Genomic DNA, 23,913 nt, shown 5'->3' with positions numbered 1-23,913 from the left:
TTGCTTCTAATTAATCTAGAGATATAATAAAATATAGTCTAATATTTATGGCTTGATATTATTATTAACTTGTTATGAATCATCTAACCCAAATATTAAAATCTGCACAAAGCAGAATAGAATCAACTCAAGCTCTATCAGAGTTGCAACAAATTAGGGTGGAGTTTCTTGGGAAACAAAGCTTACTTAACCAAGAAATGAGAAAGCTTGGTAGTCTTGAGCAAAATGATCGTAAAAAGTTAGGCGAGGCAGTTAATCTGCTTAAAGAACAGATGAGTAATTTGCTAGAAGCAAAACAAGCAGCCTTGGAGGAAATTGAATTAAATAAACGATTTGCTGAAGAAAAGACAGATTTAACAATTCCAGCTCGGCAGTATAAGAAGGGGAGCATACATCCCATTACCCAAGCTATTGAAGAATTAATTCAAGTATTTACAAAATTTGGGCTAACCATTAAGGATGGTCCAACTATTGAGAACGATTGGTATAATTTCACTGCCCTAAATTTTTATGAAGATCACCCAGCAAGGCAGATGCACGATACTTTCTATCTAAAGGCAAAAGAGCCAGAACACCCCCTATTGTTACGTACTCATACTTCACCCATACAAATCAGGACGATGCAAAATGGTAAACCGTCTTTTAGATTTATTGCTCCTGGTAGAACTTATAGGTCTGATTCCGATATGACACATACACCAATGTTCCATCAGATTGAGGGTTTAGTGATCGATGAAAATATCAATATGGGGCATTTAAAATATGTTATCACGGAATTTATCAAGGATTTTTTTGAACAAACAAATATTGACATACGTTTTAGACCAAGTTTTTTTCCGTTTACCGAGCCATCGGCAGAAGTGGATATTAAGATGCAGGGTAGCAATAAATGGCTTGAGGTGCTTGGTTGTGGTATGGTTCATCCAAATGTTCTTAAAAATGTTAATATAGATAGTGATCTCTATCAAGGGTTTGCCTTTGGTCTAGGCGTTGAGCGTTTTGCTATGTTAAAATATGGTATCAAGGATCTCAGGCAATTTTTTGAAGGAGATATAAGATGGTTAAAACACTATAACTTCTCTGCTTTTGACTTGCCAACTCTAGCTGGAGGATTAACAAGATGAAATTTACTTTATCTTGGTTAAAAAAATTCCTAGATACCGAGAGTTCTGTTGAGGAAATTGCTGAATGTTTAACTATGCTTGGCCTTGAAGTAGAAGAAATAATAGACAGAAGGACGGAGCTAAAAGATTTTGAAGTAGCTCACATATTATCTACTAAACCCCATCCATCGGCGGATAAACTTAAGATATGTCAAGTCCAAACTAATGAGGAAATTTTACAGATAGTTTGTGGAGCAAGTAATGCTAGGGAAAATATTAAAGTAGTACTGGCAAAAATAGGTTGTGAAATCCCTAATGGTAAATTTAAAATTAAAGAGTCGGTAATACGAGGAGAAAAAAGTTGCGGAATGTTATGTTCTGAAGCAGAACTATTAGTGGGTACTAATTCTGATGGTATAATAGAACTGATGCCCAATGCTAAAATAGGAGAACCATTTATACAATATTATGGGTATGATGACCCAGTTTTTGACATTAACGTTACCCCAAATCGTGGTGATGCTCTTGGCGTCTATGGTATAGCTAGAGACCTAGCTAGCAAGGGTATTGGTACGCTTAAAGAATTAGAAGTGCCATCAATTGCTGGAGAATTTGAATCTACATTAACCTTGCAGGTAGAGAATAAAGAAGCATGCCCATTATTCTGCTTTCGGGAAATAAGAAATTTACAAAACAAGACAAGCCCTGATTGGTTAAAGCAATTATTGCAAAATATTGGGCTAAAACCGGTTTCAGCCCTAGTGGACGTCACTAACTATATATCGTATAGTTTCGGGCAACCAATGCATGCTTACGATAGAAGTAAATTATCAGATAAGCTGCAAATTATACTACTTAAAGAAAAAACTAAATTTCTAGCTTTAAATGGCAAAGAATATGATTTAGATGCAGGAGATTTGGTAATTCAAGATGATAGGCAAGTACTTACTCTTGCTGGTATTATAGGAGGTGATAGTAGTAAAAGTGAGCTTGGGACGCAAAATATTTTGCTAGAAGCGGCGTGTTTTTCTGCTAAATATATTACTAAAACGGGGAGAGCTCTACAGATTGATACTGATTCGCGTTATCGTTTTGAACGCAATATTGATCAGGCATTTACCTTAAAAGCCTTAAATATTGCAAGTAAAATGATTTTAGCTATTTGTGGAGGTGAAATTTCTGATATAGTGTATAATGAAGGGTTTGCTTTTGTACAAAAATCCTTAGACTTCCCTATAAATTGCCTAGGTAAAATAACCGGTCTAAACTTAAGCAAAACAGAGATTTGTAACATTTTAAAAAATCTTGGCTTTATTATAGTAGATATAGGCGATACTCTCAAACTTACCATACCATCTTGGCGACATGACCTCACAATTAAAGAAGATATTGTTGAAGAAATTGTTCGTATTTACGGCTATGACAAATTAGAGACGATTAAATTACCAGAAATACAACTAACAAGAATTATTCCTAAAGAGCAACGAAGAATTTCTGATATTAAAAGAATTTTAGCCAGTTATGGGTATGATGAGGTAGTAACAAATTCATTCATGGATAGTGAAATAGCAAAATTATTTGCTTCAATACAAGAAGAGTTATTTTTGCTAAATCCTATTAATGTTGATAATAATTATATGCGACCTAGCCTCATTGCAAATTTACTTAAATTAGTTCAAAAAAACTTAGCAAGATCAATTAGAGAAATTGCCTTGATGGAAATAGGGTCAATCTTTAACTCTTGTACATCAGATGGAGAATTAATTTTTGCTTCTGCAGTAAGATGTGGGCTATATAATGAAAAAGATTGTCATTCTGCAGCTCGCTTAGTAGATGTTTTTGATATTAAATCTGACTTAGAAAATGTTTTAAATTATGTAGGTCTACCGATTGATAAGTGCCAATTTTGTCCAACTGAGTTACCTTATTACCATCCGACAAAATCAGCCCTTATAAAACTTGGTAAAAATGTTATAGCCTATTTTGGGCAAATTCATCCCTCTATATTAAAACATTTTGATATTGACTGTCAGATATTTGCCTTTGAAATAGATATTGCCAATATACCATTTGCTAAAGCAAAATTTGCTAAAAGAGACGAGTTTATTGTTTCTGACTTCCAGCCAACCTTTAGAGACTATGCTTTTGTAGTTGATCTAGAGCAGCCGGTGAGCAAGATAATTGCTTATATCAAGAATTCTAATAAAAAAATGATAAAGTCTGTTGATCTATTTGATATTTATTCGGGAGATAAACTACCTTCCGGTAAAAAATCAGTGGCAATTAAGGTGCAATTTCAAGCAGATGATCGGACGTTAAATGAAGCAGACCTAAATTTATTAAATCAAGAAGTTGTTACAATTGCTTATGAGAAATTTCAAGGTAAGTTAAGAGAATAAAAGGCACCGTCAAGTTAAGAGAAATGTAAATTAAGTATTGAGCAAATGTAGGGAATAATTTATAGATTATCAGTGACAATTGTTACCTAAATTTCAGTGCTATGTGTATTATTCCATCCCCAAAGAGACATCGTTTTCCAGTAAGCATTATTAGCCATGCAGTATGGTTATATCATCGATTCAATAATAGTTATACTAATTGCAATAATGAACACGGTGTTACAAAATGGGTTTTTAACTGATAAATAGGTACTCAAATAGCTAGGTTAATATTACCGCAAGGTTTTGAAGGTCATGATTTTATAAAAATGATGAAACATGAGCCGCATGGTCGAAATCGTATACGTTTATTGGCGATGTATCACCTTCAATTAGGCAAATCTTTTAAAGCCATATCTGAAATAGTGAAGTCACACTGGAAAACCGTGCAATCATCGCTCAGAAGATTTAGGAATCATGGTTTTGAAGGATTATTTGAATCACAAAGAAGCGGTGCCCCTAGGAAGATTAACACTATACAAGAATCTGCTCTTCTTGATAAAATCAATACGCTCAGTAAAAGTAAAACTGGTGGGTATATAACTGGAAAAGAGCTACATATCATGTTAGTTGAGGAATATGGTGCTAAATGTGCTTTAAAAACAGTCTACAATACTATGCACCGCCTTGGTTTTAGCTGGATTACTTCTCGTTCAATGCATCCAAAATCAAATCAAGAGACTCAAAATAGATATAAAAAAACTTTCCAGACATGTTAACAAAATTATTAGCAAAAAATATCGATAGATGTAAAGTTGATATATGGTCTCAGGATGAAACTAGAGTTGGGCAACAAGGTAGCTTAACTCGTATATGGGCTAAGCGTGGCACTAGACCCCGTAAAGTTCGGCAACAGCAATTTATTTCAACATATATTTACGGAGCTGCTTGCCATGAGACAGGAGAAGCTTGTGCATTAATTTTACCATATGCAAACACACAGGCAATGAATAAATTCTTAGAAGAGCTTTCTCGCAGTATTCAAGGCAACCGACATATAGCTTTACTAACGGATAATGCAGGTTGGCACACAGCCAAAAAACTAACTGTGCCAAGCAATATCACTTTGATACCGCTTCCGCCCTATGCACCGGAACTTAATGCAATGGAACAAGTTTGGGAATGGATTAAAAATCATTTCTTGTCTAACCAATGTTATGGTGTATATGAAGATATCGTTACTATGGCTTGTTACGCTTGGAATCAACTTGCTCATAATGTAGATTTAGTAAAATCAATTATGTATAGAGATTATCTATGGATAAATACACCGTGTTAATTATTGCAATTGGTATAAAACAGCAATTGAGCAAAGAATTGCATTTGCATCAGCTAAATCCATTTTGGACGAAGCCACTCAAAGACTTCTTGCTGCCTGAAATCTAAAAATATAGCTCTTTTTGATACTATTTTACTTAACTTGACGGTGCCATAGGCTTCGCTCCTCATCTTCGAGATAAATATGAGCAAAAATTATGCTATAGAAGTGGATTATCATGCGGCGGGTGGAAAACTAAACCTCATTTCCATCAACTTTTTATCTACTCTTAATCGGAAATTTAGGTTTATAGAAAATATCGTGAGATAATATCATTACTTACATATTCTCCGCTAGAGTTATTTTTAATCCATTCTTCATCTAAAAAATTCATAACTACTAAATCATTAGAAAATTTGTACTTTTGATTATATACTAATTCTTTCACTATTGATTTTTGTATTTTAGGATGTAACATATATTGTTGTGGCTTGTGATTAACCTCTTGAACTAAATGAAATACTGCTTGCACGATTCCACCAAGTAATAATCCTCGAGTAAGTTGTATATCATTGGCTGGCACAGATTCTCCAGAATTATCCAAATTTACAGGGTATCCTCCTCTAAAAATATTGAACGTTGCACTATCTGTAGAATATTCGATATTATCCAATACGTTAGAGGTATTAATAGAAGAATTATCTTGAATAATATGCAGTAATGACTGAAATTCTATATCTTGTGATGAGCAACTAATTAGATTCTTTGTTCCTCGTATTTTATTGACGTCAAAAGATAAAGTAATATCTTCTCCTGTACAACCAAAAATATACTCAGATTTTTGAAATAAAGATAGAATATTATTTGTAGTTTTAATCTGCTTCATAAGATTATACTTACTGTCAGATCTATCATATATTATTACTTTATGATTTAAAGATAATAATTTTTGTGCAATAGCTCTCCCTATAGCTCCAAAACCTACTACTCCACATACAAGAGTACGAGATTGTAAAGGCAAAATTTTATCAAGTTTTCGTATGACGGTCTGAGCAATCATTGGAGATTCTAATATTTGCTTTGTAGCAGAATAAGCAACGTTAATAAAAGGTAACGTGGTATAATTGTTTTTAATAATCTGAACAACCCCTGATGATGTCTGCTCTACAGCAAAGACCTTGTAATTATCACTTAGTAACTTTGGAATAGCTGTTGTACATTTACTACCATCATCTAGTATGATAATAGTGTCAGATTTTACATTTATTATGGTAGTAGCAACATTAGCCCACATATTAGCTATATCTGTATTAAAATAATAGTTAAAATAGCCAAATTGTTGAGGTTGGGAACTAGGATAGTAATTTACTCCCATTTCTATAAGTTGGGCAATTACTATAGGGCAATTTGAGTATATTTTACCCATTATATGAATATTATTCGGCTTAGCACCTAATCTGATAAGAGATTTTATTAAATCTATTGTTGTAAATAACAAATGTTGTACACAAACAAAGGTAACATTTTTTAAATTAAGATACTTACATCCTTTTAATTTATCTATTATACTTTGTAGAGTTTCTAATATGGGTGTATTTAAATTACTCATAATAAACTCAAAAAATTACTCATTATTACAGATAGCAATACAACCATTAAAAAAACTAGATGAGGAGCAAAATACTCTTGCTTCCTTACCATTACTATTATACTCTAAAAACCTAGCATCATCTTCAGATATAATTTTACTAGATAATATCTGACCAAATGGATCGTTTCCAGAATGAAATAACTCAAATTTTATGTTTTTAAGGGAGTTGGCACTATGATTCTCAATTTGGTGAATAGTATTTATTAAAATATCTAATAATCTTTTAATCTCTCTTTGATCTTCAATTATACTCGGAGGATTTCGACAATAAGGAGAGCTATTAAATAGAGTAGGAAAGCTAAGAGAATAATAGACTTTATTATTTTTAGTAAATTTTGCTGGTTGCATAATATTTGGTATATAATCTTTTAGATTATAATCATTTACATATATTTGCTGTATTAAACTCATTGGCAAACCTGTATCATCCGTAGATGGCTTAAATGCTACAGCAGAACCTTTAGAAATCAAAATTAAATGTCTAACAGTGTCTATTATATATGATCGTGGTTTTAAATTACGTAGATTAATTGCATGAGTAAAAAATGACCATAATAAACTAAAATCTGTAAAATCTTCTAAAAATTGAAATTGTTTCCAACATTGAGTAACTAGATAATTATAAAAACCACTATATCTCAGATCATTTGGTTGCAGAAACCACTCATGAGAAAATACTAAAATGCTATTATTCCAATTTGAATTATGAAAATACTTATTAATATCTACAAATGTCTGCCAATGATCTGACAAACCATAGGGAGCATAGATATCAGCCCCTAATTTCTTTTTAATCCTATTATGACCCACTGTATCAGAAATACTTGGAATCATGACAGTAGAGCGAGCTCCAGCTGACACATTCCAAATAGGCATATCTAATGAAGATGTTTGGTTTAACATATGCATTAATTCAAATAGACCAAAAAGTTCACCAGTCAAAAGAACATTAAGGGAAACAATTCTATTTTGTATCTGAACAAATACTTCGCTGAAACTATTAAGAATTAAGGATAAGGGAATATGAGCATATCCCAACTTCTTTTTTAGAAATTCTGGAATTCTTGAGTCATTTATAGAAATTAGTTTGCCGTCTTTAGTTGGTAGATGAAACTCCCCCCTATTAACAATATATGCTCCATAAGGATATTTTATTTTGAATAAAGAATATCCTCCAGATTGATTAACATTATCACATTTTTCTGTCAATTCAGGATTAACCTTATACACTTCATCCTTAACTTCAGACCATTTGACTTCTTCAATACTAAAATTCAAATCTTCTTCCATACCAAATTCTCGTATAATTAAATAAACTTAAAGTGATTAAAATTGGTGAGTCTATTATATTTATTTCTCTGCCTCTATTAATAAGAGTATATTAGATTCTTTTATAAGGTTAAATTCTTGTTCTGTAAAGCTCTGTAAAGCATTTTCTTTTAAAAACAAGTTATGTTTCCTTACATTCTTGAATCCCAATTTTTCCATTAATCTCTTTATAGTATCAAAATCCATATGATAGCACGTTACAACACAATCATTTGTAATACTAATTTCTATGGGGCAACCATCCGTGTACTCATCTTTCAAAAACTTCGTGGGAAATTTTAATATATCAAAAACCTCTGGATAAGAATATGCACTTATAATATCTAAAGTGCATATTACAACTTTTCCTCCTTGTTTTAAGCATTCATAACAATTTTTGATAAATATTTCTAATTTACTTAAAGCATCTATATATAAAATCACAAAGATACTATATACAATATCGTATTCATGTTGTCCCAAAATTGCAGAACTTTCAACATCAGAAAAATCTAACACATGTAACTCAATATTACTATTTTTGATATTTTCTTTACATAGCTCTACTTGATAAGGAGAAATGTCGCACCCTACTAATTTCAGTGGATTATCAGCATAGAAAATTTCTAAATATCTACCAAATCCACAACCTATCTCCAATAAAGTCTTGTCTCTTACATTTCCTATAATATTTTTTACGTGTGGGTTAATAATATAATTATTAAATCTAAATTCCTTAGTTTCTCTATAAGAATCAGTAATAGCTCTTAATTTCCAGTTATTCATAATTTTACCATTGAACAATTAGAGGAACTGCTTTTTATTATTTTAAAATAAGAATTTTAATTAAAAAGCACTAAATTACAATAGCATAATTTTAGCATGCTATTCTCGCCCCCTATTTTCAGTCTTACCAAGTGTGTTTATATATGGTTTCTTTATATTTATTATAAAAATACGAGACTTTATGAGAGATCAGAATTATTGGCAAATAAAATTCAAAATGTGTCAATACTCAAAAAGATTGTTAAACCAGCTTTTAATATTAAATAAACATATTAAAGACAAGGTGGATATTATTGAAATTAAGAAAGCAATATATTATGCTAGGAAATATCATGCTGACCAGAAAAGACAATCCGGAGAGCCATATTACTCACATCCAATAGAGGTAGCTTACATGGTTGCTACTTACACGGCTCAAACACGTCCACGATTTTTTAGAACAGACATGATAGTTACCTCATTACTTCATGACTGCCTTGAAGATACAAATATAACTGAAGAAACGATTAATATTATCTTTGGTAGTAAAGTTGCTAATCAAGTTCAAGACTTAACTAGAATAAAACTAGAAAAAAAGATTAGTGTCGTGGAAATGATTAATTCTTTATTTATTCAAGGAAAGTCAGATATATTGATTATTAAAATTTTTGATCGTTTGCATAATATGAGAACTCTTTACGCAAAATCCTCTGAAAAAATTGATAAAACAGTTAATGACACTTTATGTTATTTTGTACCACTTGCTATGCATCTTAATATGAATGATATAGCAAACGAATTAATTAATATATCTTTAAAATACCTATTAGGTCGTAACTATAAATTGTAAACAGTGTTTGATACTCTAATAAAAATTAACCATCTAATACCATTTCCGAAAACTAATCATCACATCATCGTATTTCATGATCTCCGCTCCTCACGTACTAGTTGTCATATCTTTACCCACATCTTTTAAAAGCGGCATACTTATTAGGCTTTAAAAATACATCTTTGATATTAAAACCTGATATGTATAATCTATTTAAAAAGATGTGGGTAAAGATATGACTAGTTGTACGCTCCGGTGCACAACTGTTAAAAGTTTACAAATACCTATACTAACCTGAACTCGATGTAATACCAATTGCAATAATTAACACGGTGTATTTATCCAATCTCTATACATAATTGATTTTACTAAATCTACATTATGAGCAAGTTGATTCCAAGCGTAACAAGCCATAGTAACGATATCTTCATATACACCATAACATTGGTTAGACAAGAAATGATTTTTAATCCATTCCCAAACTTGTTCCATTGCATTAAGTTCCGGTGCATAGGGCGGAAGCGGTATCAAAGTGATATTGCTTGGCACAGTTAGTTTTTTGGCTGTGTGCCAACCTGCATTATCCGTTAGTAAAGCTATATGTCGGTTGCCTTGAATACTGCGAGAAAGCTCTTCTAAGAATTTATTCATTGCCTGTGTGTTTGCATATGGTAAAATTAATGCACAAGCTTCTCCTGTCTCATGGCAAGCAGCTCCGTAAATATATGTTGAAATAAATTGCTGTTGCCGAACTTTACGGGGTCTAGTGCCACGCTTAGCCCATATACGAGTTACGCTACCTTGTTGCCCAACTCTAGTTTCATCCTGAGACCATATATCAACTTTACATCTATCGATATTTTTTGCTAATAATTTTGTTAACATGTCTGGAAAGTTTTTTTATATCTATTTTGAGTCTCTTGATTTGATTTTGGACGCATTGAATGAGAAGTAATCCAGCTAAAACCAAGGCGGTGCATAGTATTGTAGACTGTTTTTAAAGCACATTTAGCACCATATTCCTCAACTAACATGATATGTAGCTCCTTTCCAGTTATATACCCACCAGTTTTACTTTCACTGAGCGTATTGATTTTATCAAAAATAGTAGACTCTTGTATACTGTTAATCTTCCTAGGGGCACCGCTTCTTTGTGATTCAAATAATCCTTCAAAACCATGATTCCTAAATCTTCTGAGCGATGATTGCACAGTTTTCCAGTGTGACTTCACTATTTCAGATATGGCTTTAAAAGATTTGCCTAATTGAAGGTGATACATCGCCAATAAACGTATACGATTTCAACCATGCGGCTCATGTTTCATCATTTTTATAAAATCATGACCTTCAAAACCTTGCGGTAATATTAACCTAGCTATTTGAGTACCTATTTATCAGTTAAAAACCCATTTTATAACACCGTGTTAATTATTGCAATTAGTATAATTCATGCCCCTCAGAGTCAACAGCTCTCCATAATATAAATACCTCGACTTGAATCTTAATATTCATCTCATCTAAATGCCATTTATCAGTTGGTTTCCTCTCTCGCTTTCTGATAACATCTTGAAAATAAACCGCAAATTTATTGCACCAAAATCTTACTGTCTCATGACTTAAAATAATACCTCGATAGGCCATCTGTTCTTGTACATCTCTGTAACTATTATTGACTCGATGATATAACCATACTGCATGGCTAATAATGATTACTGGAAAACGATGTCTCTTTGGGGATTGAATAATACACATAGCACTGAAATTTAGGTAACAATTGTCACTGATAATCTATAAATTATTCCCTACATTTGCTCAATACTTAATTTACATTTCTCTTAACTTGACGGTGCCTAAATATGTTAACCAAAATGACACAGAGTTATTACATTAATAATATATTTTTATAATAAAGGGTAATTCTACCTATTTTGACTTGAATATTATACAGTTTAAGCTAAAATCACCAATACAAAAAAATGAGGTTTATTATGAAAAATTTATTAACTATTCTTCTAACTTTAGCTTTCTCTATTTCTGCTTTTGCTGCAGCGACTCCTGAGAAAAATCCGCAGCAAGACGAAGTGAACGTGGATGAAAACAACATGAACAAGAAAGACCCGAAGAAAGAAGAAGTGAAAAAATAAATCCCTGTTTTCTAAAGCTGGTTTGGAGTTTTTCTATGCCAGCTTTTTTGTAATATGATTATTAATCGTATTCAGTCTTTTCAAGGTTTTTCTTTGGCAATTCATACAGAGTGTTCCTATTTAAGTGCAATTCTATGTAAGAATTATTAATTTTTATCTAGAAATAATTCGCTGGATAGTCAACGATAAGTCATAAAAATTTTTGATCAGGCAATCAATTTTATTTATTTGATTATGGGATGGCACCGTCAAGTTAAGAGAAATGTAAATTAAGTATTGAGCAAATGTAGGGAATAATTTATAGATTATCAGTGACAATTGTTACCTAAATTTCAGTGCTATGTGTATTATTCAATCCCCAAAGAGACATCGTTTTCCAGTAATCATTATTAGCCATGCAGTATGGTTATATCATCGATTCAATAATAGTTACAGAGATGTACAAGAACAGATGGCCTATCGAGGTATTATTTTAAGTCATGAGACAGTAAGATTTTGGTGCAATAAATTTGCGGTTTATTTTCAAGATGTTATCAGAAAGCGAGAGAGGAAACCAACTGATAAATGGCATTTAGATGAGATGAATATTAAGATTAAAGGCGAGGTATTGATATTATGGAGAGCTGTTGACTCTGAGGGGCATGAATTAGAAGTATTACTGCAGAAGCGTCGTAACAAAAAATCAGCTATTCGTTTTTTATCAAAATTATTGGGTCATTATCCAGCTCCAAGAGTAATTGTTACTGATAAGCTCAGAAGTTACATTAAGCCGATTAAGCTTATGTGCCCTAAAACTGAGCATCGCACTCATAAAAGACTAAATAATCGTGTTGAGAATGCTCATCAACCAACTAGGCGCAACGAGAAGATATTAATTAAATTTAAGCATCCTAATTCAGCCCACTGTAAATTATCACTGATGGGAAAAGTCAGAAATATATTTGCCGTAAATGTTGGAAGATATAGTAAAACAGCAATTGAGCAAAGAATTGCATTTGCATCAGCTAAATCCATTTTGGACGAAGCCACTCAAAGACTTCTTGCTGCCTGAAATCTAAAAATATAGCTCTTTTTGATACTATTTTACTTAACTTGACGGTGCCGTTTAGGTTGCTACCTAAATAGTTTTTTAACAGCAGATGCTAAATTTGCCGAATTTTTTTACCACAATTTATTAGGGGACTGGCGATGATGTTTTGCTTTTTACCTACTAATAATATTGCTTTAGGCAGTATGAGTCAAGACAAGGTGGGGAATGCTAGTGGGTTGTATAATCTTACTCGTAATCTTGGAGGAGCTGTTGGTCTTGCAGTTATTAGCACCCTTCTTACAGATAAAACTAAGATTTTTAGCCAATATTTAAATGAGAATATTTCTTCCACTTCACCCTCTATTCTAATGCAATTCCAATTTCTAGGACAATTATTGGATGGTAAAGTGGTTGATCCAGAAAAGGCTTCGTATTTTTGGTTAGCCAGTAATATAAATAAGGAAGCATTTGTAATTGCGATAAATAGCATTTTTGGTATTATTAAGTGCATTATTTTTTGTGGTAATGATCTTTCTACCGTTTATATCAACTGTTAAAGGTGGAGGAAAGTATGATGCACACTAAAATCTTTACTTTAATTACTTTGTTATTGGTGTTGTTTGGTCTAACAGGAGTACCTAATGATATTTTTGCATTGTTGGTTTTCTTGATTATCCCCAGTATATCTTATCTTGTGGCAATAAAACTCAATTTGATCCCTGATAGGATCTATTTAAATTATCGTTCTATATTATATTTTATTTGGTTAATTAAAGAAATAGTTGTATCTAGCTTAGGAGTAATGAAGATTATATGGCGTAGAAATCTTAATCTACAGCCAGTCTTTGAGTGGATTAATTCAGAACAAAAAAACGATACAAGTCTTGTAATATATGGTAATTCTATTACTCTTACACCAGGAACTGTAACACTTAACATATCAAATGGTATGTTATTAGTTCATGCTCTAGAACAATCATCCATCGACAATCTAAAATTTGGTAATTTTACTATGAGTAAAAGAGTTCAGCACATTTCAAAGAACAACTAAAAAGAACGACTATAGTCAATTCAGGAGAATTGGATAGCAGGAACGATGGAGCGAAGCCTATAGATAATAGGCGAGCGATCGAAGACGACATCACCAAATTCTCATCAATTGACTATATCATGAACGATAGGGGCGAATTCCTTAACTACAGCTTTATAAAGCTTGAGTTTAAAGGGAATGATAATTGATAATAACTCATCAAACTTAGCCCAACGCCATTCCTCAAACTCTGGGTTATGAGTATTAATATTAATATCTTCGTTAGTACCGGTAAACCTAATTAGAAACCATTTTTGTTTTTGACCTCGGAAATTACCACCCCATAATTTAGGTATTAAAATTTTAGGTACATCATAACTATACCAATATTTGCTTTCTGCAATAATATAACCTTTATTACAACCTATCTCTTCGAACATTTCTCTAAGGGCAGCAACACTAGGTGTTTCGCCTAGATCTATACCACCTTGAGGCATTTGCCAAGCTGCTATTTTGGTATCTATTCTTTTACCAACAAATACTCTATTAGCACTATCTATTATCATCATGCCTACACTTGGCCTATATGGCAATTCACGATAACATTTACAAATAGTTTCATTTTTCATGATTTTAGGTTTTTATATGAAAGGTAGACTTCTTTAAGAACTACCCTCTCATAAGCTAATTTTACAATAGACCTTTTTCAAAACTCTACTTCTGCTGGTGATTTGCACGTCGATGCGGCACTCGAATCCGTAACGGAATTAGAGTATACTCTTCTGCTTTGAAGAATTGTTTTTTAAAAATATCATGGATTCGCATGCTCATGTACTATATGTACACTCCGCTTGCTCACCATTCATTTTCAAATCCAATTCTTCAAATCATTTGAGTATACGCTGCGGTTCGAGGTGAAGCATCTCCTTCACACCCTTGCGCATAAGCGAGTTTCGAAAGAGGTCTAATAAGTCTAGTATACCTGATTAGTCTTCATTTGTGTATCTAAATTATTCTTATCACTTTATTTCTTCCGTCCTCCTTTGCTTGATACAGAGCTTTATCGGTACGTTCTATAAAATCACTAATAGATTCCCCAATTTTGTATTCAGTTACTCCTATGGAGATAGTTTTCTTAATAGGGTCTTTTTGCGTTTTAACTTTAAAATCGATAGACTCCACTCTTGTTCTTGCCCGCTGCGCTATATACATAGCTTCGTCAATCGTTATATCATTTAAAAGGATAGCAAATTCCTCTCCACCATATCTAGCAAACAAGTCTGTAACCCTAAAAATACTCTTCAGAACATTAGCAATGGTTTTTAGCACTATGTCTCCTGCTTGATGACCATAAGTGTCATTAACTTGCTTAAAATGATCAATATCACACATAAGTAAGCATAAAGGTCTTTTACTATCAGTAGATTTTTTTACCATTTGCTTTATGTGTGTATCAAAATAATGACGATTAAATATGCCTGTCAAACCATCTTTGATCGACAAATTTACGCTTAACTCTAAATCATTGCGTAAAGTATCTTGGTAATGTTTTCTTTTCAATTGAGTTCTGATTCTAGCTAATAGCTCGTTTTTGTCTACTGGGTATGTAAAATAATCATTAATACCCAGCTCTAAACCTTTGATAACTATCGATGTATTTTCTTCTTCAGCTTGTAATATGAGTACCGTATCATGGAATTTAGCATCAGACCTTAGCATCACGCTTATTCTTAAAGGATCTCCTTGCTCTAATTGGCAGCTGATAATTACTAAATCCGGGGTATATTCGCTATCTTTCTCCAATTCATTAATATCAGATATTATTTTGATATTAGGGGTAAGGCTTAGAAGCATTTTATTTATGTTTCTTGCCTGCACTATATCATCGTTAACTAAAAGTATTTTACTATCTGAAAAATTATCTTTTACCTCTATAACGTCACCACCTAATTCAGCATTAGTAGTGTTTCTAAGCTTGAGTTCATCAATAACTGCCTTCATTCTAGCAAGAGATCGTACCCTTGCAAAAAGAGCAGTGTCATCAATAGGTTTTGTTAAGAATTCATCAGCTCCAGCTTCAAGACCTTGTATGCGATCCTCAGTATCAGAAAGAGCCGTAACCATAATCACTGGTATATGAATAGTGTAAGGATTAGACTTAATTCGTTTACAGATTTCAAATCCATCTATATTAGGCATCATGGCGTCAAGTAATACAATATCAATTCTATTAAGGGCAAGAACATCCAATGCATCTTTGCCGTTATTGGCAGTAAAGACTGTGTAATATTCTCCTAAAAGTTTAGCTTCCAGTAATTTAACATTTGATTCTATATCATCAACTACTAGTACATTGGCTGTCATAAAGTAATATATTTTTCTACAGACTCTTCAAATCCTTACACATAAGTGAATTTTGTAAAAGGGCATCAACAAGGACATGAATTTTAGTACTAAAACCACCTCTGCTTCTACCTAAAGCCGCTTCTTCTTGATTACCTTTGATATATCCAGATGAGCAAGCATGTGCTCTCACAATAGTTGCATCAATCATAATTGATTCCATATCTGCATCTACTTTAACATAATCCATTAAATCCTCCCATATACCTTTGTCAACCCATCTCTTAAATCTGTGATAAATACTGTACCAACAACCATAATCATCAGCTAGAAGACGCCATTGGCAACCTGTTCTAACAATAAACCATATTGCTTCAATAAAATATCTCATTTTTTCTTCATTCTTGTTGTGTATACCATTTCTTTCATTAAAAAATGATAAAATTACTTCCCATGCTTGTTCTTCTATGTAATACTTCATATTGGTAGTTCCTTTTTTTGATAACTAGAAACTACCATTTCTTCTTACTATGGCAACTTTTTATTCCTCTTGCCTAACTATAATTTTTGTCAACAGAACCTAGAAATTATCATTTATACGCGAAAGAATTTTATTCTGAATTTTTTGTACTGTTTTGTCAAGAAAATCAGTTACTACAATTTTATAGTAGGGGTTGTAAGATAAAATTTATTACCCTAATTCTTTAGATACACTAAATAAGTTTAATAAAAAGTCCGCATTCATTAGCGAGTTCAATAGTTCTTTCTATCTCTAGAATAATCACTTTATCTTTTTGTATGGCTAACCCTTTATAACCATAATTAGCTAAGTTACTTATTGTCTTTGCTCCTATTGTAGGTATATCAATTCTAGTATCTTGACCTTTCTTCATCATTTTAATAAGTACACCACCTATAGAATTTTTACGTAAATATGAACATCTTTCTATTAAATTATCTGTACCCTCAGCCGCTTCAATACCTATAATATACCCATTATCAACAATTACTGCCTGTCCTACATCAAGATATCCGATACTATCTAATAGCTTTATCCCCAGTTCGATATCTGTATTATCTATTCTAGATGGAACAGCTATGGTCATAACATCATTATTTGTTCTTAATATTTCATAACTAGAAACTACTTTAAACCCTTTTTCTTCTAGGAAATCTGTTACTATACCAAGAAGTGTATCATCTCCTAAAAACTTTTGTTTCAATATGCGTGCAAGTAACCTTGATCCCATTAAATCTACTTTAATTGATCGCAAATTAGGACGATTTACACTACCAGCAAGAATTACATTTTTTACATCATACTTACGAAAATATTCAATTATTGGCTTAACCATACCGATTTTAAAAAATTGGTGGGTAAAATCCTGATACAATACCGGATTTGCTTCTCCCTCCAAAGCTGCGATATAACATTGCCCGCCTTGCTTAATGAAACTATTGGCGAGTGAAATTGGCAATAAGCCATTTCCTGCTATAATTCCAACTATACTCTTTTGCTTTAAAGGGTATATTTGCAACATTTTACTTACTTACCTTATCATGTTCAACTTGTCTTGGCTGGCAAAATGCTCTACTAATATCCTGTTTTATAAAAGTGATAATTTGTTCTACAATAGGATTACCTTTATATTGCTTTAAAACTATCTCTATTCTATCAGTAAAAATACCTTCGCCAATAAAAATCTCATCTATGGCTTTTATAGTATCAAGCGTTTCCTGATTATCAAAGCCACGTCTTTTCATCCCAACTAAGTTTATTCCTTCAAGAAATGCCCTTTCATTTGTAGCTAGCCCAAATGGAATCACATCTTTGCTCACTGCAGACATACCACCCACCATCGAATGTTGTCCTATACGTACGAATTGCAGAACAGCAGAAAGTCCTCCTATAATGGCATAATCATCAACTTTAACGTGACCAGCTAGGCTAACATAGTTAGCAAGAATTACATTATTACCCACAATACAATCATGTGCTATATGCACTCCAACCATCAATAAACAATTATTACCTACAGAGGTAACCATACCACCACCTTTACTACCAGCTTGAATAGTGACATATTCTCTAATAGTATTATTATTACCTATGATAACCTCTGACTCTTCTCCCTCATACTTAAGTATTTGAGGGGGCTGACCAATAGAAGCAAATGGATATATAACTGTATTAGCACCAATTTTTGTTTTTCCCTCTATAACTACGTGTGATTTTAACTCAATATTATCTGCCAAAACCACATCCGACCCAACAGTACAAAAAGGACCGATTCTGACATTTGCACCAATCGAAGCCTTTGGATCTACTATGGCAGTTACGTGTATAGCTGATAAGGTCATTGTTAATTCCTATTTTTAACCATTGCAGTAAATTTGCTCTCTGCAACTATCTGATCATTAACTTTGCTGTTACTTGAAAATTTCCAAACAGAGCCTCTATTTTGTTCTATTTTAGCATAAATATGTAATGTATCACCTGGCTCAACAACTTTACGAAATTTTGCCTCTTCAATAGTCATAAAGAAAACATCTTTATCTTTGAAATCCATTGATTTGGCTACTAAAATAGCAGATAATTGAGCCATAGCCTCAATAATTAGCACACCAGGCATTACTGGTTTTGTGGGAAAATGACCAGTAAATTGCGGCTCGTTAAAAGTGACATTCTTGATACCAACAATAGACTCATGAAGCTTAAATTCTAGTACCTTATCTATTAATAAAAATGGATAACGATGAGGTAGCATTTCCATTATTTCTATAATATTAATTTTCATCTATATCCCGTTTTTTTGTGAGCTGTTTCATAATTACTGATTGTTTATGCCAATCTCTAATAGGTACGGCAGGGAATCCACCAACTGTTACTCCTGATTCAACATCTTTTATAACACCGGCTTTTGCTGCTACTTGCACTTTATCGCCTAATACTATATGTCCGGATATGCCTGACTGCCCCCCTAAAGCACAATATGCTCCTATTGTAGTGCTACCTGATATACCGACTTGGGCGACAATAATCGACCCCCTTCCTATTATAGCATTATGTCCTATCTGCACTAAGTTATCTATTCTACATAAATCTCCTATTACCGTATCATTCATTGATCCTCTATCAATAGTAGTATTACTACCTATTTCAACATTATTACCTATTTTTACCATACCAATGTGGAAAATCTTTTTATGAATCCCTTTATCTGTTGCAAAACCAAAGCCATCTTGTCCAATCCTTGCTCCCTGTAATATTACCACATCATCACCTATTATACTGTAACTTATTGAAACATTTGAGTATATTAACGCTCTGTTACCTATTACTACTCCATAGTCTATAAAAGTCCCAGATTCTATAACACAATTATCACCTATTACAGCATGAGCTTCAATAACAACATTATGTCCTATATAACAATTACTTCCTATAGTGGCAGAATCCGAAATATAGGCAGATGGCATAATTTTGTTAGGATAAGTTTTTGCTTTACTATAAAATAGATCCACTAATTTTGCATAAAAGAAATATGAATTCTTTACTCTTAATAATATTGTTCCATTATTAGATTCTTGTAAAAAATTCTCTGGAACTATGCAGCATGAAGCTTTAGTGTTTTGGAATTGAGTAATATATTTGATATTACTTAAAAAACTTATATCACCAACATCAGCCTCTTCTAATGACTTAACATTATGGATTAACAAATCATTTGAGTATACTATCTCAGCACCTATTAATTTTACAATTTCTGATAATTTATAAGGAGCAGATTTTTTATAAAAACGTGAGTTTATCATGGTTATTTAATTTTATAAAATAATGGCAACAGTATAAACGCCAGTTAGAAAATACTCAAGTTTTCTTACAATAATTTGTATTTCAAAATATTGTTCATTATTGTATAATAGTTATTATACAATCTAGAAGTATAGTATAAGAGATTTATCATAGAGATGGTGGCTAGAGCCGGGATCGAACCGGCGACACAAGGATTTTCAGTCCTTTGCTCTACCAACTGAGCTATCTAGCCGCATGAACAGACCTATTGTACCCCCATTTGGGATAAGAATTTGTCAATTCTTATCCCAAATTTGCGTTGTAGTCCCATAAATCTAATTTCGTTACAACTAACTTTTGGATTTGACATCAGATATCTGAGCTTGATATTCCTTATTAAGTCCTTTAATTGCATATAGCCACAATATTACGATAACAAAAAATATACTAGCAAAATAAGGCGTAGCCTCAACAAAAGTAAAAGTAGGAAGCAAAATAAAGAACGTTGACTGGATGATACCCCCTCCAGATTTACCGAATCTACCACCTATAACTTCTACTGCCGCTTGACCTTTTGTTCTAAGATCCTTATCAAGAGGGATATATGCCATATTCTTGGTAGCATCAAATAGTGAGTATTTTGTTGCCTTACTTAAAATATTTTGAATCATCCCAATCATCACTGCTACTGCCAAAGGTCCAGAAGCGAATAGACCAGTAACATACATCGCAATAGTGCTATCAAAGAAAATAAAAGCAAAAAAAGCAACCCCAGTAATTAACATCATCAAAGGAGTAATCATAGCGGCGATAAACCAAGAAACCCTTCTTAAAATGTTAGAACCAACAATCATAAACAATATAGCTGCCACACCTTGCCAAGCCTGGAACTGCCCCATATACATAGTATATTCTTCTTTAGTTGGATATAGTTGCTGAATTTTTGACTTCCATACACCTTCTACAAGATTTACTGACACCCCATAACATATAATTAATAAGGCAATAAGCCCTAAATATTTTGAGCTAAAAATCATTTTAAAGCTTTCCATAAGAGATAGCTTAACCTTGCTTTTCTTATTGCTAGCTTTACTTGTTGGATCATATAAAGTAGGATCGGTTAAAACATGCTTATTCATCCATCTATACAATAACATGATAACTATAGCACTACCCATCATAATAAGAAGCAGTGGGGTAAATTTTAAATGTTCTGAAACTATTTGAGTTTCTTTGCTTAAAAAATAACCAAGTATTAATGCAGTAACTGGTAAAGATAAATTTGCTAACATACCAAACATAGAATAAAAGCGTTTCGCCTCTTCAGTTTTAGTAATTTGGTTAGCAAATTGCCAAAATAATAAGCTAAGCATCATACTTCCCCAAAGTTCGGATATAGCATAAAAAATTGCAAAACTCCACTTACCAACTACCCTAATAAACCACTTAAAATTTGGATATGCAATACTTAATGCATCAATTGTTTCAGGATTAGGATGTACCAACTCTGGATATGGATATAATACAAAAGTAAACAGCACAAAATATGCTAGAAAAAAACTGGTCACAGTGTAAAAAACATTTTCTGCTTTTAAAAGATCACAAAGCTTTACATAAGCAACCATAAGCAGTATTGCCATTGGTAAAACTACATAAGTTTTTACAAAACTTATCGATTCAGGACCAATAGCTGTTACTACAAACCCGTCTTTTATTGATCTAAGAGTAGAATAGTTAAGCAAAATACAAAACATCATAGCCGCCATAGGCAAGAATTTCTTATTTTCATGCCCTTCAATTGGCCAAACTACTCTTCTTATTTCTGAGAAATAACTATTATCTTTCACTTTATCCATACTGTTTTATTATCATTATAAGTCAGTGGACTTATACAGATATATACAAGAAAAGTCAAACGAAATGATTATTTTTTGCTAGGTTCTGTTGACAAAAATTTTAACGTAACCATATTAAAGTTCCAACGAAATTTAGAAAAGGCACCGTCAAGTTAAGTAAAATAGTATCAAAAAGAGCTGTATTTTTAGATTTCAGGCAGCAAGAAGTCTTTGAGTGGCTTCGTCCAAAATGGATTTAGCTGATGCAAATGCAATTCTTTGCTCAATTGCTGTTTTACTATATCTTCCAACATTTACGGCAAATATATTTCTGACTTTTCCCATCAGTGATAATTTACAGTGGGCTGAATTAGGATGCTTAAATTTAATTAATATCTTCTCGTTGCGCCTAGTTGGTTGATGAGCATTCTCAACACGATTATTTAGTCTTTTATGAGTGCGATGCTCAGTTTTAGGGCACATAAGCTTAATCGGCTTAATGTAACTTCTGAGCTTATCAGTAACAATTACTCTTGGAGCTGGATAATGACCCAATAATTTTGATAAAAAACGAATAGCTGATTTTTTGTTACGACGCTTCTGCAGTAATACTTCTAATTCATGCCCCTCAGAGTCAACAGCTCTCCATAATATAAATACCTCGACTTGAATCTTAATATTCATCTCATCTAAATGCCATTTATCAGTTGGTTTCCTCTCTCGCTTTCTGATAACATCTTGAAAATAAACCGCAAATTTATTGCACCAAAATCTTACTGTCTCATGACTTAAAATAATACCTCGATAGGCCATCTGTTCTTGTACATCTCTGTAACTATTATTGAATCGATGATATAACCATACTGCATGGCTAATAATGATTACTGGAAAACGATGTCTCTTTGGGGATTGAATAATACCAATTGCAATAATTAACACGGTGTATTTATCCAATCTCTATACATAATTGATTTTACTAAATCTACATTATGAGCAAGTTGATTCCAAGCGTAACAAGCCATAGTAACGATATCTTCATATACACCATAACATTGGTTAGACAAGAAATGATTTTTAATCCATTCCCAAACTTGTTCCATTGCATTAAGTTCCGGTGTATAGGGCGGAAGCGGTATCAAAGTGATATTGCTTGGCACAGTTAGTTTTTTGGCTGTGTGCCAACCTGCATTATCCGTTAGTAAAGCTATATGTCGGTTGCCTTGAATACTGCGAGAAAGCTCTTCTAAGAATTTATTCATTGCCTGTGTGTTTGCATATGGTAAAATTAATGCACAAGCTTCTCCTGTCTCATGGCAAGCAGCTCCGTAAATATATGTTGAAATAAATTGCTGTTGCCGAACTTTACGGGGTCTAGTGCCACGCTTAGCCCATATACGAGTTAAGCTACCTTGTTGCCCAACTCTAGTTTCATCCTGAGACCATATATCAACTTTACATCTATCGATATTTTTTGCTAATAATTTTGTTAACATGTCTGGAAAGTTTTTTTATATCTATTTTGAGTCTCTTGATTTGACTTTGGATGCATTGAACGAGAAGTAATCCAGCTAAAACCAAGGCGGTGCATAGTATTGTAGACTGTTTTTAAAGCACATTTAGCACCATATTCCTCAAGTAACATGATATGTAGCTCCTTTCCAGTTATATACCCACCAGTTTTACTTTCACTGAGCGTATTGATTTTATCAAAAAGAGCAGATTCTTGTATAGTGTTAATCTTCCTAGGGGCACCGCTTCTTTGTGATTCAAATAATCCTTCAAAACCATGATTCCTAAATCTTCTGAGCCATGATTGCACGGTTTTCCAGTGTGAGTTCACTATTTCAGATATGGCTTTAAAAGATTTGCCTAATTGAAGGTGATACATCGCCAATAAACGTATACGATTTCGACCATGCGGCTCATGTTTCATCATTTTTATAAAATCATGACCATGAAAACCTTGTGGTAATATTAACCTAGCCATTTGAGTACCTTTTATCAGTTAAAAACCCATCTTAGACCACTGCGTTAATTATTGCAATTGGTATTAGGTAACAATTGTCACTGATAATCTATAAATTATTCCCTACATTTGCTCAATACTTAATTTACATTTCTCTTAACTTGACGGTGCCGTATCAATTGATAATGCGTGTAGTCCACTCGCTAGTTCATCTGCTAAAAGATTGTGAATTATTTTATGCTGTTCTAGCAAACTTTTTCCTATAAAAACTGCTGTAAAAATTGTGATCTTAAGGTGACTTTCAGTAATGCCACCATTATGGCTGGCATGTTTGTAACTTTCGTCAACTATTTCGCAATAATATGGTTTTAACACATCTAGTTTTCTTTTTATTCTATTTATTTTGGTCATAGT

Annotated in this window: 27 protein-coding genes, 1 tRNA gene and 1 pseudogene; 10 read left to right on the top strand and 19 right to left on the bottom strand. The window is 32.8% G+C overall.

What is annotated here, in order from left to right; all coding sequences use genetic code 11:
- Nucleotides 1-74: 74 nt before the first annotated feature.
- The 5 genes from pheS (at nt 75) to ACFE3K_RS00850 (ending at nt 4,820) form a co-directional block, all read left to right on the top strand.
- Nucleotides 75-1,124, top strand: a complete 1,050-nt coding sequence (gene pheS / locus ACFE3K_RS00870) for a phenylalanine--tRNA ligase subunit alpha (protein ID WP_375358992.1) — start codon at nt 75-77, stop codon at nt 1,122-1,124.
- Nucleotides 1,121-3,502 (top strand): phenylalanine--tRNA ligase subunit beta, encoded by a 2,382-nt coding sequence (gene pheT / locus ACFE3K_RS00865; protein WP_375358991.1) that lies wholly within the window; start codon nt 1,121-1,123, stop codon nt 3,500-3,502. Before pheS ends, pheT begins: the two co-directional genes overlap by 4 nt.
- Nucleotides 3,503-3,603: 101 nt before the next feature.
- On the top strand, nt 3,604-3,744 hold the full coding sequence (locus tag ACFE3K_RS00860; protein ID WP_375358990.1) for a hypothetical protein: 141 nt from the start codon (nt 3,604-3,606) through the stop codon (nt 3,742-3,744).
- 66 nt (nt 3,745-3,810) lie between these two features.
- Nucleotides 3,811-4,260, top strand: a complete 450-nt coding sequence (locus ACFE3K_RS00855) for a helix-turn-helix domain-containing protein (RefSeq protein WP_375358989.1) — start codon at nt 3,811-3,813, stop codon at nt 4,258-4,260.
- Nucleotides 4,254-4,820 carry an IS630 family transposase gene (locus ACFE3K_RS00850; RefSeq protein WP_375358988.1) on the top strand — a complete coding sequence of 189 codons (567 nt, stop codon included), beginning with the start codon at nt 4,254-4,256 and terminating at the stop codon, nt 4,818-4,820. The genes ACFE3K_RS00855 and ACFE3K_RS00850 overlap by 7 nt, the downstream gene beginning before the upstream one ends.
- Before the next feature lie 286 nt (nt 4,821-5,106).
- On the opposite strand, the gene ACFE3K_RS00845 is transcribed toward ACFE3K_RS00850, so the two are convergent.
- The 3 genes from ACFE3K_RS00845 to ACFE3K_RS00835 are packed head-to-tail and all read right to left on the bottom strand — an operon-like array spanning nt 5,107 to nt 8,544.
- Nucleotides 5,107-6,408: an NAD(P)-dependent oxidoreductase gene (locus ACFE3K_RS00845; protein ID WP_375358987.1), complete on the bottom strand. Its 1,302-nt coding sequence runs from the start codon at nt 6,406-6,408 to the stop codon at nt 5,107-5,109.
- 15 nt (nt 6,409-6,423) lie between these two features.
- Nucleotides 6,424-7,740: a hypothetical protein gene (locus tag ACFE3K_RS00840; RefSeq protein WP_375358986.1), complete on the bottom strand. Its 1,317-nt coding sequence runs from the start codon at nt 7,738-7,740 to the stop codon at nt 6,424-6,426.
- A gap of 60 nt (nt 7,741-7,800) precedes the next feature.
- On the bottom strand, nt 7,801-8,544 hold the full coding sequence (locus ACFE3K_RS00835; protein ID WP_341752240.1) for a class I SAM-dependent methyltransferase: 744 nt from the start codon (nt 8,542-8,544) through the stop codon (nt 7,801-7,803).
- 283 nt (nt 8,545-8,827) lie between these two features.
- Between ACFE3K_RS00835 and ACFE3K_RS00830 the strand changes: the two genes are divergently transcribed.
- On the top strand, nt 8,828-9,373 hold the full coding sequence (locus tag ACFE3K_RS00830; RefSeq protein ID WP_375358985.1) for an HD domain-containing protein: 546 nt from the start codon (nt 8,828-8,830) through the stop codon (nt 9,371-9,373).
- Between the two features lie 306 nt (nt 9,374-9,679).
- On the opposite strand, the gene ACFE3K_RS00825 is transcribed toward ACFE3K_RS00830, so the two are convergent.
- The 3 genes from ACFE3K_RS00825 to ACFE3K_RS00815 form a co-directional block, all read right to left on the bottom strand.
- Nucleotides 9,680-10,240 (bottom strand): IS630 family transposase, encoded by a 561-nt coding sequence (locus ACFE3K_RS00825; RefSeq protein WP_375358983.1) that lies wholly within the window; start codon nt 10,238-10,240, stop codon nt 9,680-9,682.
- Nucleotides 10,234-10,635 (bottom strand): helix-turn-helix domain-containing protein, encoded by a 402-nt coding sequence (locus ACFE3K_RS00820; protein ID WP_375358982.1) that lies wholly within the window; start codon nt 10,633-10,635, stop codon nt 10,234-10,236. The genes ACFE3K_RS00825 and ACFE3K_RS00820 overlap by 7 nt, the downstream gene beginning before the upstream one ends.
- Before the next feature lie 157 nt (nt 10,636-10,792).
- Nucleotides 10,793-11,107, bottom strand: coding sequence for a hypothetical protein (locus tag ACFE3K_RS00815; protein WP_375358981.1), 315 nt, complete (start codon nt 11,105-11,107; stop codon nt 10,793-10,795).
- A gap of 236 nt (nt 11,108-11,343) precedes the next feature.
- Here ACFE3K_RS00815 and ACFE3K_RS00810 point away from each other — a divergent pair, with 236 nt between their 5' ends.
- From ACFE3K_RS00810 to ACFE3K_RS00795, 4 genes and pseudogenes are all read left to right on the top strand, one after another.
- Entirely contained in the window at nt 11,344-11,499 is a 156-nt protein-coding gene (locus tag ACFE3K_RS00810; protein WP_342260107.1) for a hypothetical protein, read from the top strand.
- Nucleotides 11,500-11,839: 340 nt separating this feature from the next.
- Nucleotides 11,840-12,550 carry an IS6 family transposase gene (locus ACFE3K_RS00805; protein ID WP_375358967.1) on the top strand — a complete coding sequence of 237 codons (711 nt, stop codon included), beginning with the start codon at nt 11,840-11,842 and terminating at the stop codon, nt 12,548-12,550.
- Nucleotides 12,551-12,604: 54 nt separating this feature from the next.
- Nucleotides 12,605-13,114 (top strand): annotated as a pseudogene (locus ACFE3K_RS00800) (MFS transporter); the annotation flags it as partial.
- Nucleotides 13,101-13,580 (top strand): Na+/H+ antiporter subunit E, encoded by a 480-nt coding sequence (locus ACFE3K_RS00795; protein ID WP_341748319.1) that lies wholly within the window; start codon nt 13,101-13,103, stop codon nt 13,578-13,580. The pseudogene ACFE3K_RS00800 and the gene ACFE3K_RS00795, both read left to right, overlap by 14 nt.
- Before the next feature lie 104 nt (nt 13,581-13,684).
- On the opposite strand, the gene ACFE3K_RS00790 is transcribed toward ACFE3K_RS00795, so the two are convergent.
- The 13 genes from ACFE3K_RS00790 to ACFE3K_RS00730 form a co-directional block, all read right to left on the bottom strand.
- The gene (locus ACFE3K_RS00790; RefSeq protein ID WP_375358980.1) at nt 13,685-14,188 is read right to left on the bottom strand and encodes an RNA pyrophosphohydrolase; all 504 of its coding nucleotides are present in this window, start codon (nt 14,186-14,188) and stop codon (nt 13,685-13,687) included.
- A 376-nt stretch (nt 14,189-14,564) separates the two neighbouring features.
- Nucleotides 14,565-15,923, bottom strand: coding sequence for a PleD family two-component system response regulator (locus tag ACFE3K_RS00785; RefSeq protein WP_375358979.1), 1,359 nt, complete (start codon nt 15,921-15,923; stop codon nt 14,565-14,567).
- 16 nt (nt 15,924-15,939) lie between these two features.
- The gene (locus ACFE3K_RS00780) at nt 15,940-16,383 is read right to left on the bottom strand and encodes an IS5 family transposase (protein WP_375358978.1); all 444 of its coding nucleotides are present in this window, start codon (nt 16,381-16,383) and stop codon (nt 15,940-15,942) included.
- Between the two features lie 232 nt (nt 16,384-16,615).
- The gene (locus ACFE3K_RS00775) at nt 16,616-17,443 is read right to left on the bottom strand and encodes an LpxI family protein (RefSeq protein WP_375358977.1); all 828 of its coding nucleotides are present in this window, start codon (nt 17,441-17,443) and stop codon (nt 16,616-16,618) included.
- A 1-nt stretch (nt 17,444) separates the two neighbouring features.
- Nucleotides 17,445-18,263 (bottom strand): acyl-ACP--UDP-N-acetylglucosamine O-acyltransferase, encoded by an 819-nt coding sequence (gene lpxA, locus ACFE3K_RS00770; protein WP_375358976.1) that lies wholly within the window; start codon nt 18,261-18,263, stop codon nt 17,445-17,447.
- 2 nt (nt 18,264-18,265) lie between these two features.
- Nucleotides 18,266-18,700: a 3-hydroxyacyl-ACP dehydratase FabZ gene (gene fabZ, locus ACFE3K_RS00765; protein ID WP_341751115.1), complete on the bottom strand. Its 435-nt coding sequence runs from the start codon at nt 18,698-18,700 to the stop codon at nt 18,266-18,268.
- Nucleotides 18,690-19,718, bottom strand: a complete 1,029-nt coding sequence (gene lpxD / locus ACFE3K_RS00760) for a UDP-3-O-(3-hydroxymyristoyl)glucosamine N-acyltransferase (protein ID WP_375358975.1) — start codon at nt 19,716-19,718, stop codon at nt 18,690-18,692. The genes fabZ and lpxD overlap by 11 nt, the downstream gene beginning before the upstream one ends.
- A gap of 157 nt (nt 19,719-19,875) precedes the next feature.
- Nucleotides 19,876-19,951: transfer RNA gene (locus ACFE3K_RS00755), tRNA-Phe, on the bottom strand.
- A gap of 97 nt (nt 19,952-20,048) precedes the next feature.
- Entirely contained in the window at nt 20,049-21,554 is a 1,506-nt protein-coding gene (locus ACFE3K_RS00750; protein WP_375358974.1) for an Npt1/Npt2 family nucleotide transporter, read from the bottom strand.
- Between the two features lie 192 nt (nt 21,555-21,746).
- Nucleotides 21,747-22,472: an IS6 family transposase gene (locus tag ACFE3K_RS00745; protein ID WP_375358973.1), complete on the bottom strand. Its 726-nt coding sequence runs from the start codon at nt 22,470-22,472 to the stop codon at nt 21,747-21,749.
- Nucleotides 22,466-23,026: an IS630 family transposase gene (locus ACFE3K_RS00740; RefSeq protein ID WP_375358972.1), complete on the bottom strand. Its 561-nt coding sequence runs from the start codon at nt 23,024-23,026 to the stop codon at nt 22,466-22,468. The genes ACFE3K_RS00745 and ACFE3K_RS00740 overlap by 7 nt, the downstream gene beginning before the upstream one ends.
- Nucleotides 23,020-23,520: a helix-turn-helix domain-containing protein gene (locus ACFE3K_RS00735; protein WP_375358971.1), complete on the bottom strand. Its 501-nt coding sequence runs from the start codon at nt 23,518-23,520 to the stop codon at nt 23,020-23,022. The genes ACFE3K_RS00740 and ACFE3K_RS00735 overlap by 7 nt, the downstream gene beginning before the upstream one ends.
- 135 nt (nt 23,521-23,655) lie before the next feature.
- Nucleotides 23,656-23,910 (bottom strand): BolA family protein, encoded by a 255-nt coding sequence (locus ACFE3K_RS00730; RefSeq protein WP_375358970.1) that lies wholly within the window; start codon nt 23,908-23,910, stop codon nt 23,656-23,658.
- Nucleotides 23,911-23,913 lie beyond the last annotated feature (3 nt).

Origin of the sequence: Candidatus Tisiphia endosymbiont of Neophilaenus lineatus, from assembly GCF_964264975.1 — a bacterium.
In the GTDB taxonomy this organism is placed as follows: domain Bacteria; phylum Pseudomonadota; class Alphaproteobacteria; order Rickettsiales; family Rickettsiaceae; genus Tisiphia.
This window is presented reverse-complemented; position numbering and strand designations above follow the sequence as displayed.

Bases quoted from the DNA above. Each gene is read 5' to 3' on its own strand.
- pheS (WP_375358992.1), top strand. From the start codon at position 75: ATGAATCATCTAACCCAAATATTAAAATCTGCACAAAGCAGAATAGAA.
- pheT (WP_375358991.1), top strand. From the start codon at position 1,121: ATGAAATTTACTTTATCTTGGTTAAAAAAATTCCTAGATACCGAGAGT.
- ACFE3K_RS00860 (WP_375358990.1), top strand. From the start codon at position 3,604: ATGTGTATTATTCCATCCCCAAAGAGACATCGTTTTCCAGTAAGCATT.
- ACFE3K_RS00855 (WP_375358989.1), top strand. From the start codon at position 3,811: ATGATGAAACATGAGCCGCATGGTCGAAATCGTATACGTTTATTGGCG.
- ACFE3K_RS00850 (WP_375358988.1), top strand. From the start codon at position 4,254: ATGTTAACAAAATTATTAGCAAAAAATATCGATAGATGTAAAGTTGAT.
- ACFE3K_RS00845 (WP_375358987.1), bottom strand. From the start codon at position 6,408: ATGAGTAATTTAAATACACCCATATTAGAAACTCTACAAAGTATAATA.
- ACFE3K_RS00840 (WP_375358986.1), bottom strand. From the start codon at position 7,740: ATGGAAGAAGATTTGAATTTTAGTATTGAAGAAGTCAAATGGTCTGAA.
- ACFE3K_RS00835 (WP_341752240.1), bottom strand. From the start codon at position 8,544: ATGAATAACTGGAAATTAAGAGCTATTACTGATTCTTATAGAGAAACT.
- ACFE3K_RS00825 (WP_375358983.1), bottom strand. From the start codon at position 10,240: ATGTTAACAAAATTATTAGCAAAAAATATCGATAGATGTAAAGTTGAT.
- ACFE3K_RS00820 (WP_375358982.1), bottom strand. From the start codon at position 10,635: ATGTATCACCTTCAATTAGGCAAATCTTTTAAAGCCATATCTGAAATA.
- ACFE3K_RS00815 (WP_375358981.1), bottom strand. From the start codon at position 11,107: ATGTGTATTATTCAATCCCCAAAGAGACATCGTTTTCCAGTAATCATT.
- ACFE3K_RS00810 (WP_342260107.1), top strand. From the start codon at position 11,344: ATGAAAAATTTATTAACTATTCTTCTAACTTTAGCTTTCTCTATTTCT.
- ACFE3K_RS00805 (WP_375358967.1), top strand. From the start codon at position 11,840: ATGTGTATTATTCAATCCCCAAAGAGACATCGTTTTCCAGTAATCATT.
- ACFE3K_RS00795 (WP_341748319.1), top strand. From the start codon at position 13,101: ATGATGCACACTAAAATCTTTACTTTAATTACTTTGTTATTGGTGTTG.
- ACFE3K_RS00790 (WP_375358980.1), bottom strand. From the start codon at position 14,188: ATGAAAAATGAAACTATTTGTAAATGTTATCGTGAATTGCCATATAGG.
- ACFE3K_RS00785 (WP_375358979.1), bottom strand. From the start codon at position 15,923: ATGACAGCCAATGTACTAGTAGTTGATGATATAGAATCAAATGTTAAA.
- ACFE3K_RS00780 (WP_375358978.1), bottom strand. From the start codon at position 16,383: ATGAAGTATTACATAGAAGAACAAGCATGGGAAGTAATTTTATCATTT.
- ACFE3K_RS00775 (WP_375358977.1), bottom strand. From the start codon at position 17,443: ATGTTGCAAATATACCCTTTAAAGCAAAAGAGTATAGTTGGAATTATA.
- lpxA (WP_375358976.1), bottom strand. From the start codon at position 18,263: ATGACCTTATCAGCTATACACGTAACTGCCATAGTAGATCCAAAGGCT.
- fabZ (WP_341751115.1), bottom strand. From the start codon at position 18,700: ATGAAAATTAATATTATAGAAATAATGGAAATGCTACCTCATCGTTAT.
- lpxD (WP_375358975.1), bottom strand. From the start codon at position 19,718: ATGATAAACTCACGTTTTTATAAAAAATCTGCTCCTTATAAATTATCA.
- ACFE3K_RS00750 (WP_375358974.1), bottom strand. From the start codon at position 21,554: ATGGATAAAGTGAAAGATAATAGTTATTTCTCAGAAATAAGAAGAGTA.
- ACFE3K_RS00740 (WP_375358972.1), bottom strand. From the start codon at position 23,026: ATGTTAACAAAATTATTAGCAAAAAATATCGATAGATGTAAAGTTGAT.
- ACFE3K_RS00735 (WP_375358971.1), bottom strand. From the start codon at position 23,520: ATGGCTAGGTTAATATTACCACAAGGTTTTCATGGTCATGATTTTATA.
- ACFE3K_RS00730 (WP_375358970.1), bottom strand. From the start codon at position 23,910: ATGACCAAAATAAATAGAATAAAAAGAAAACTAGATGTGTTAAAACCA.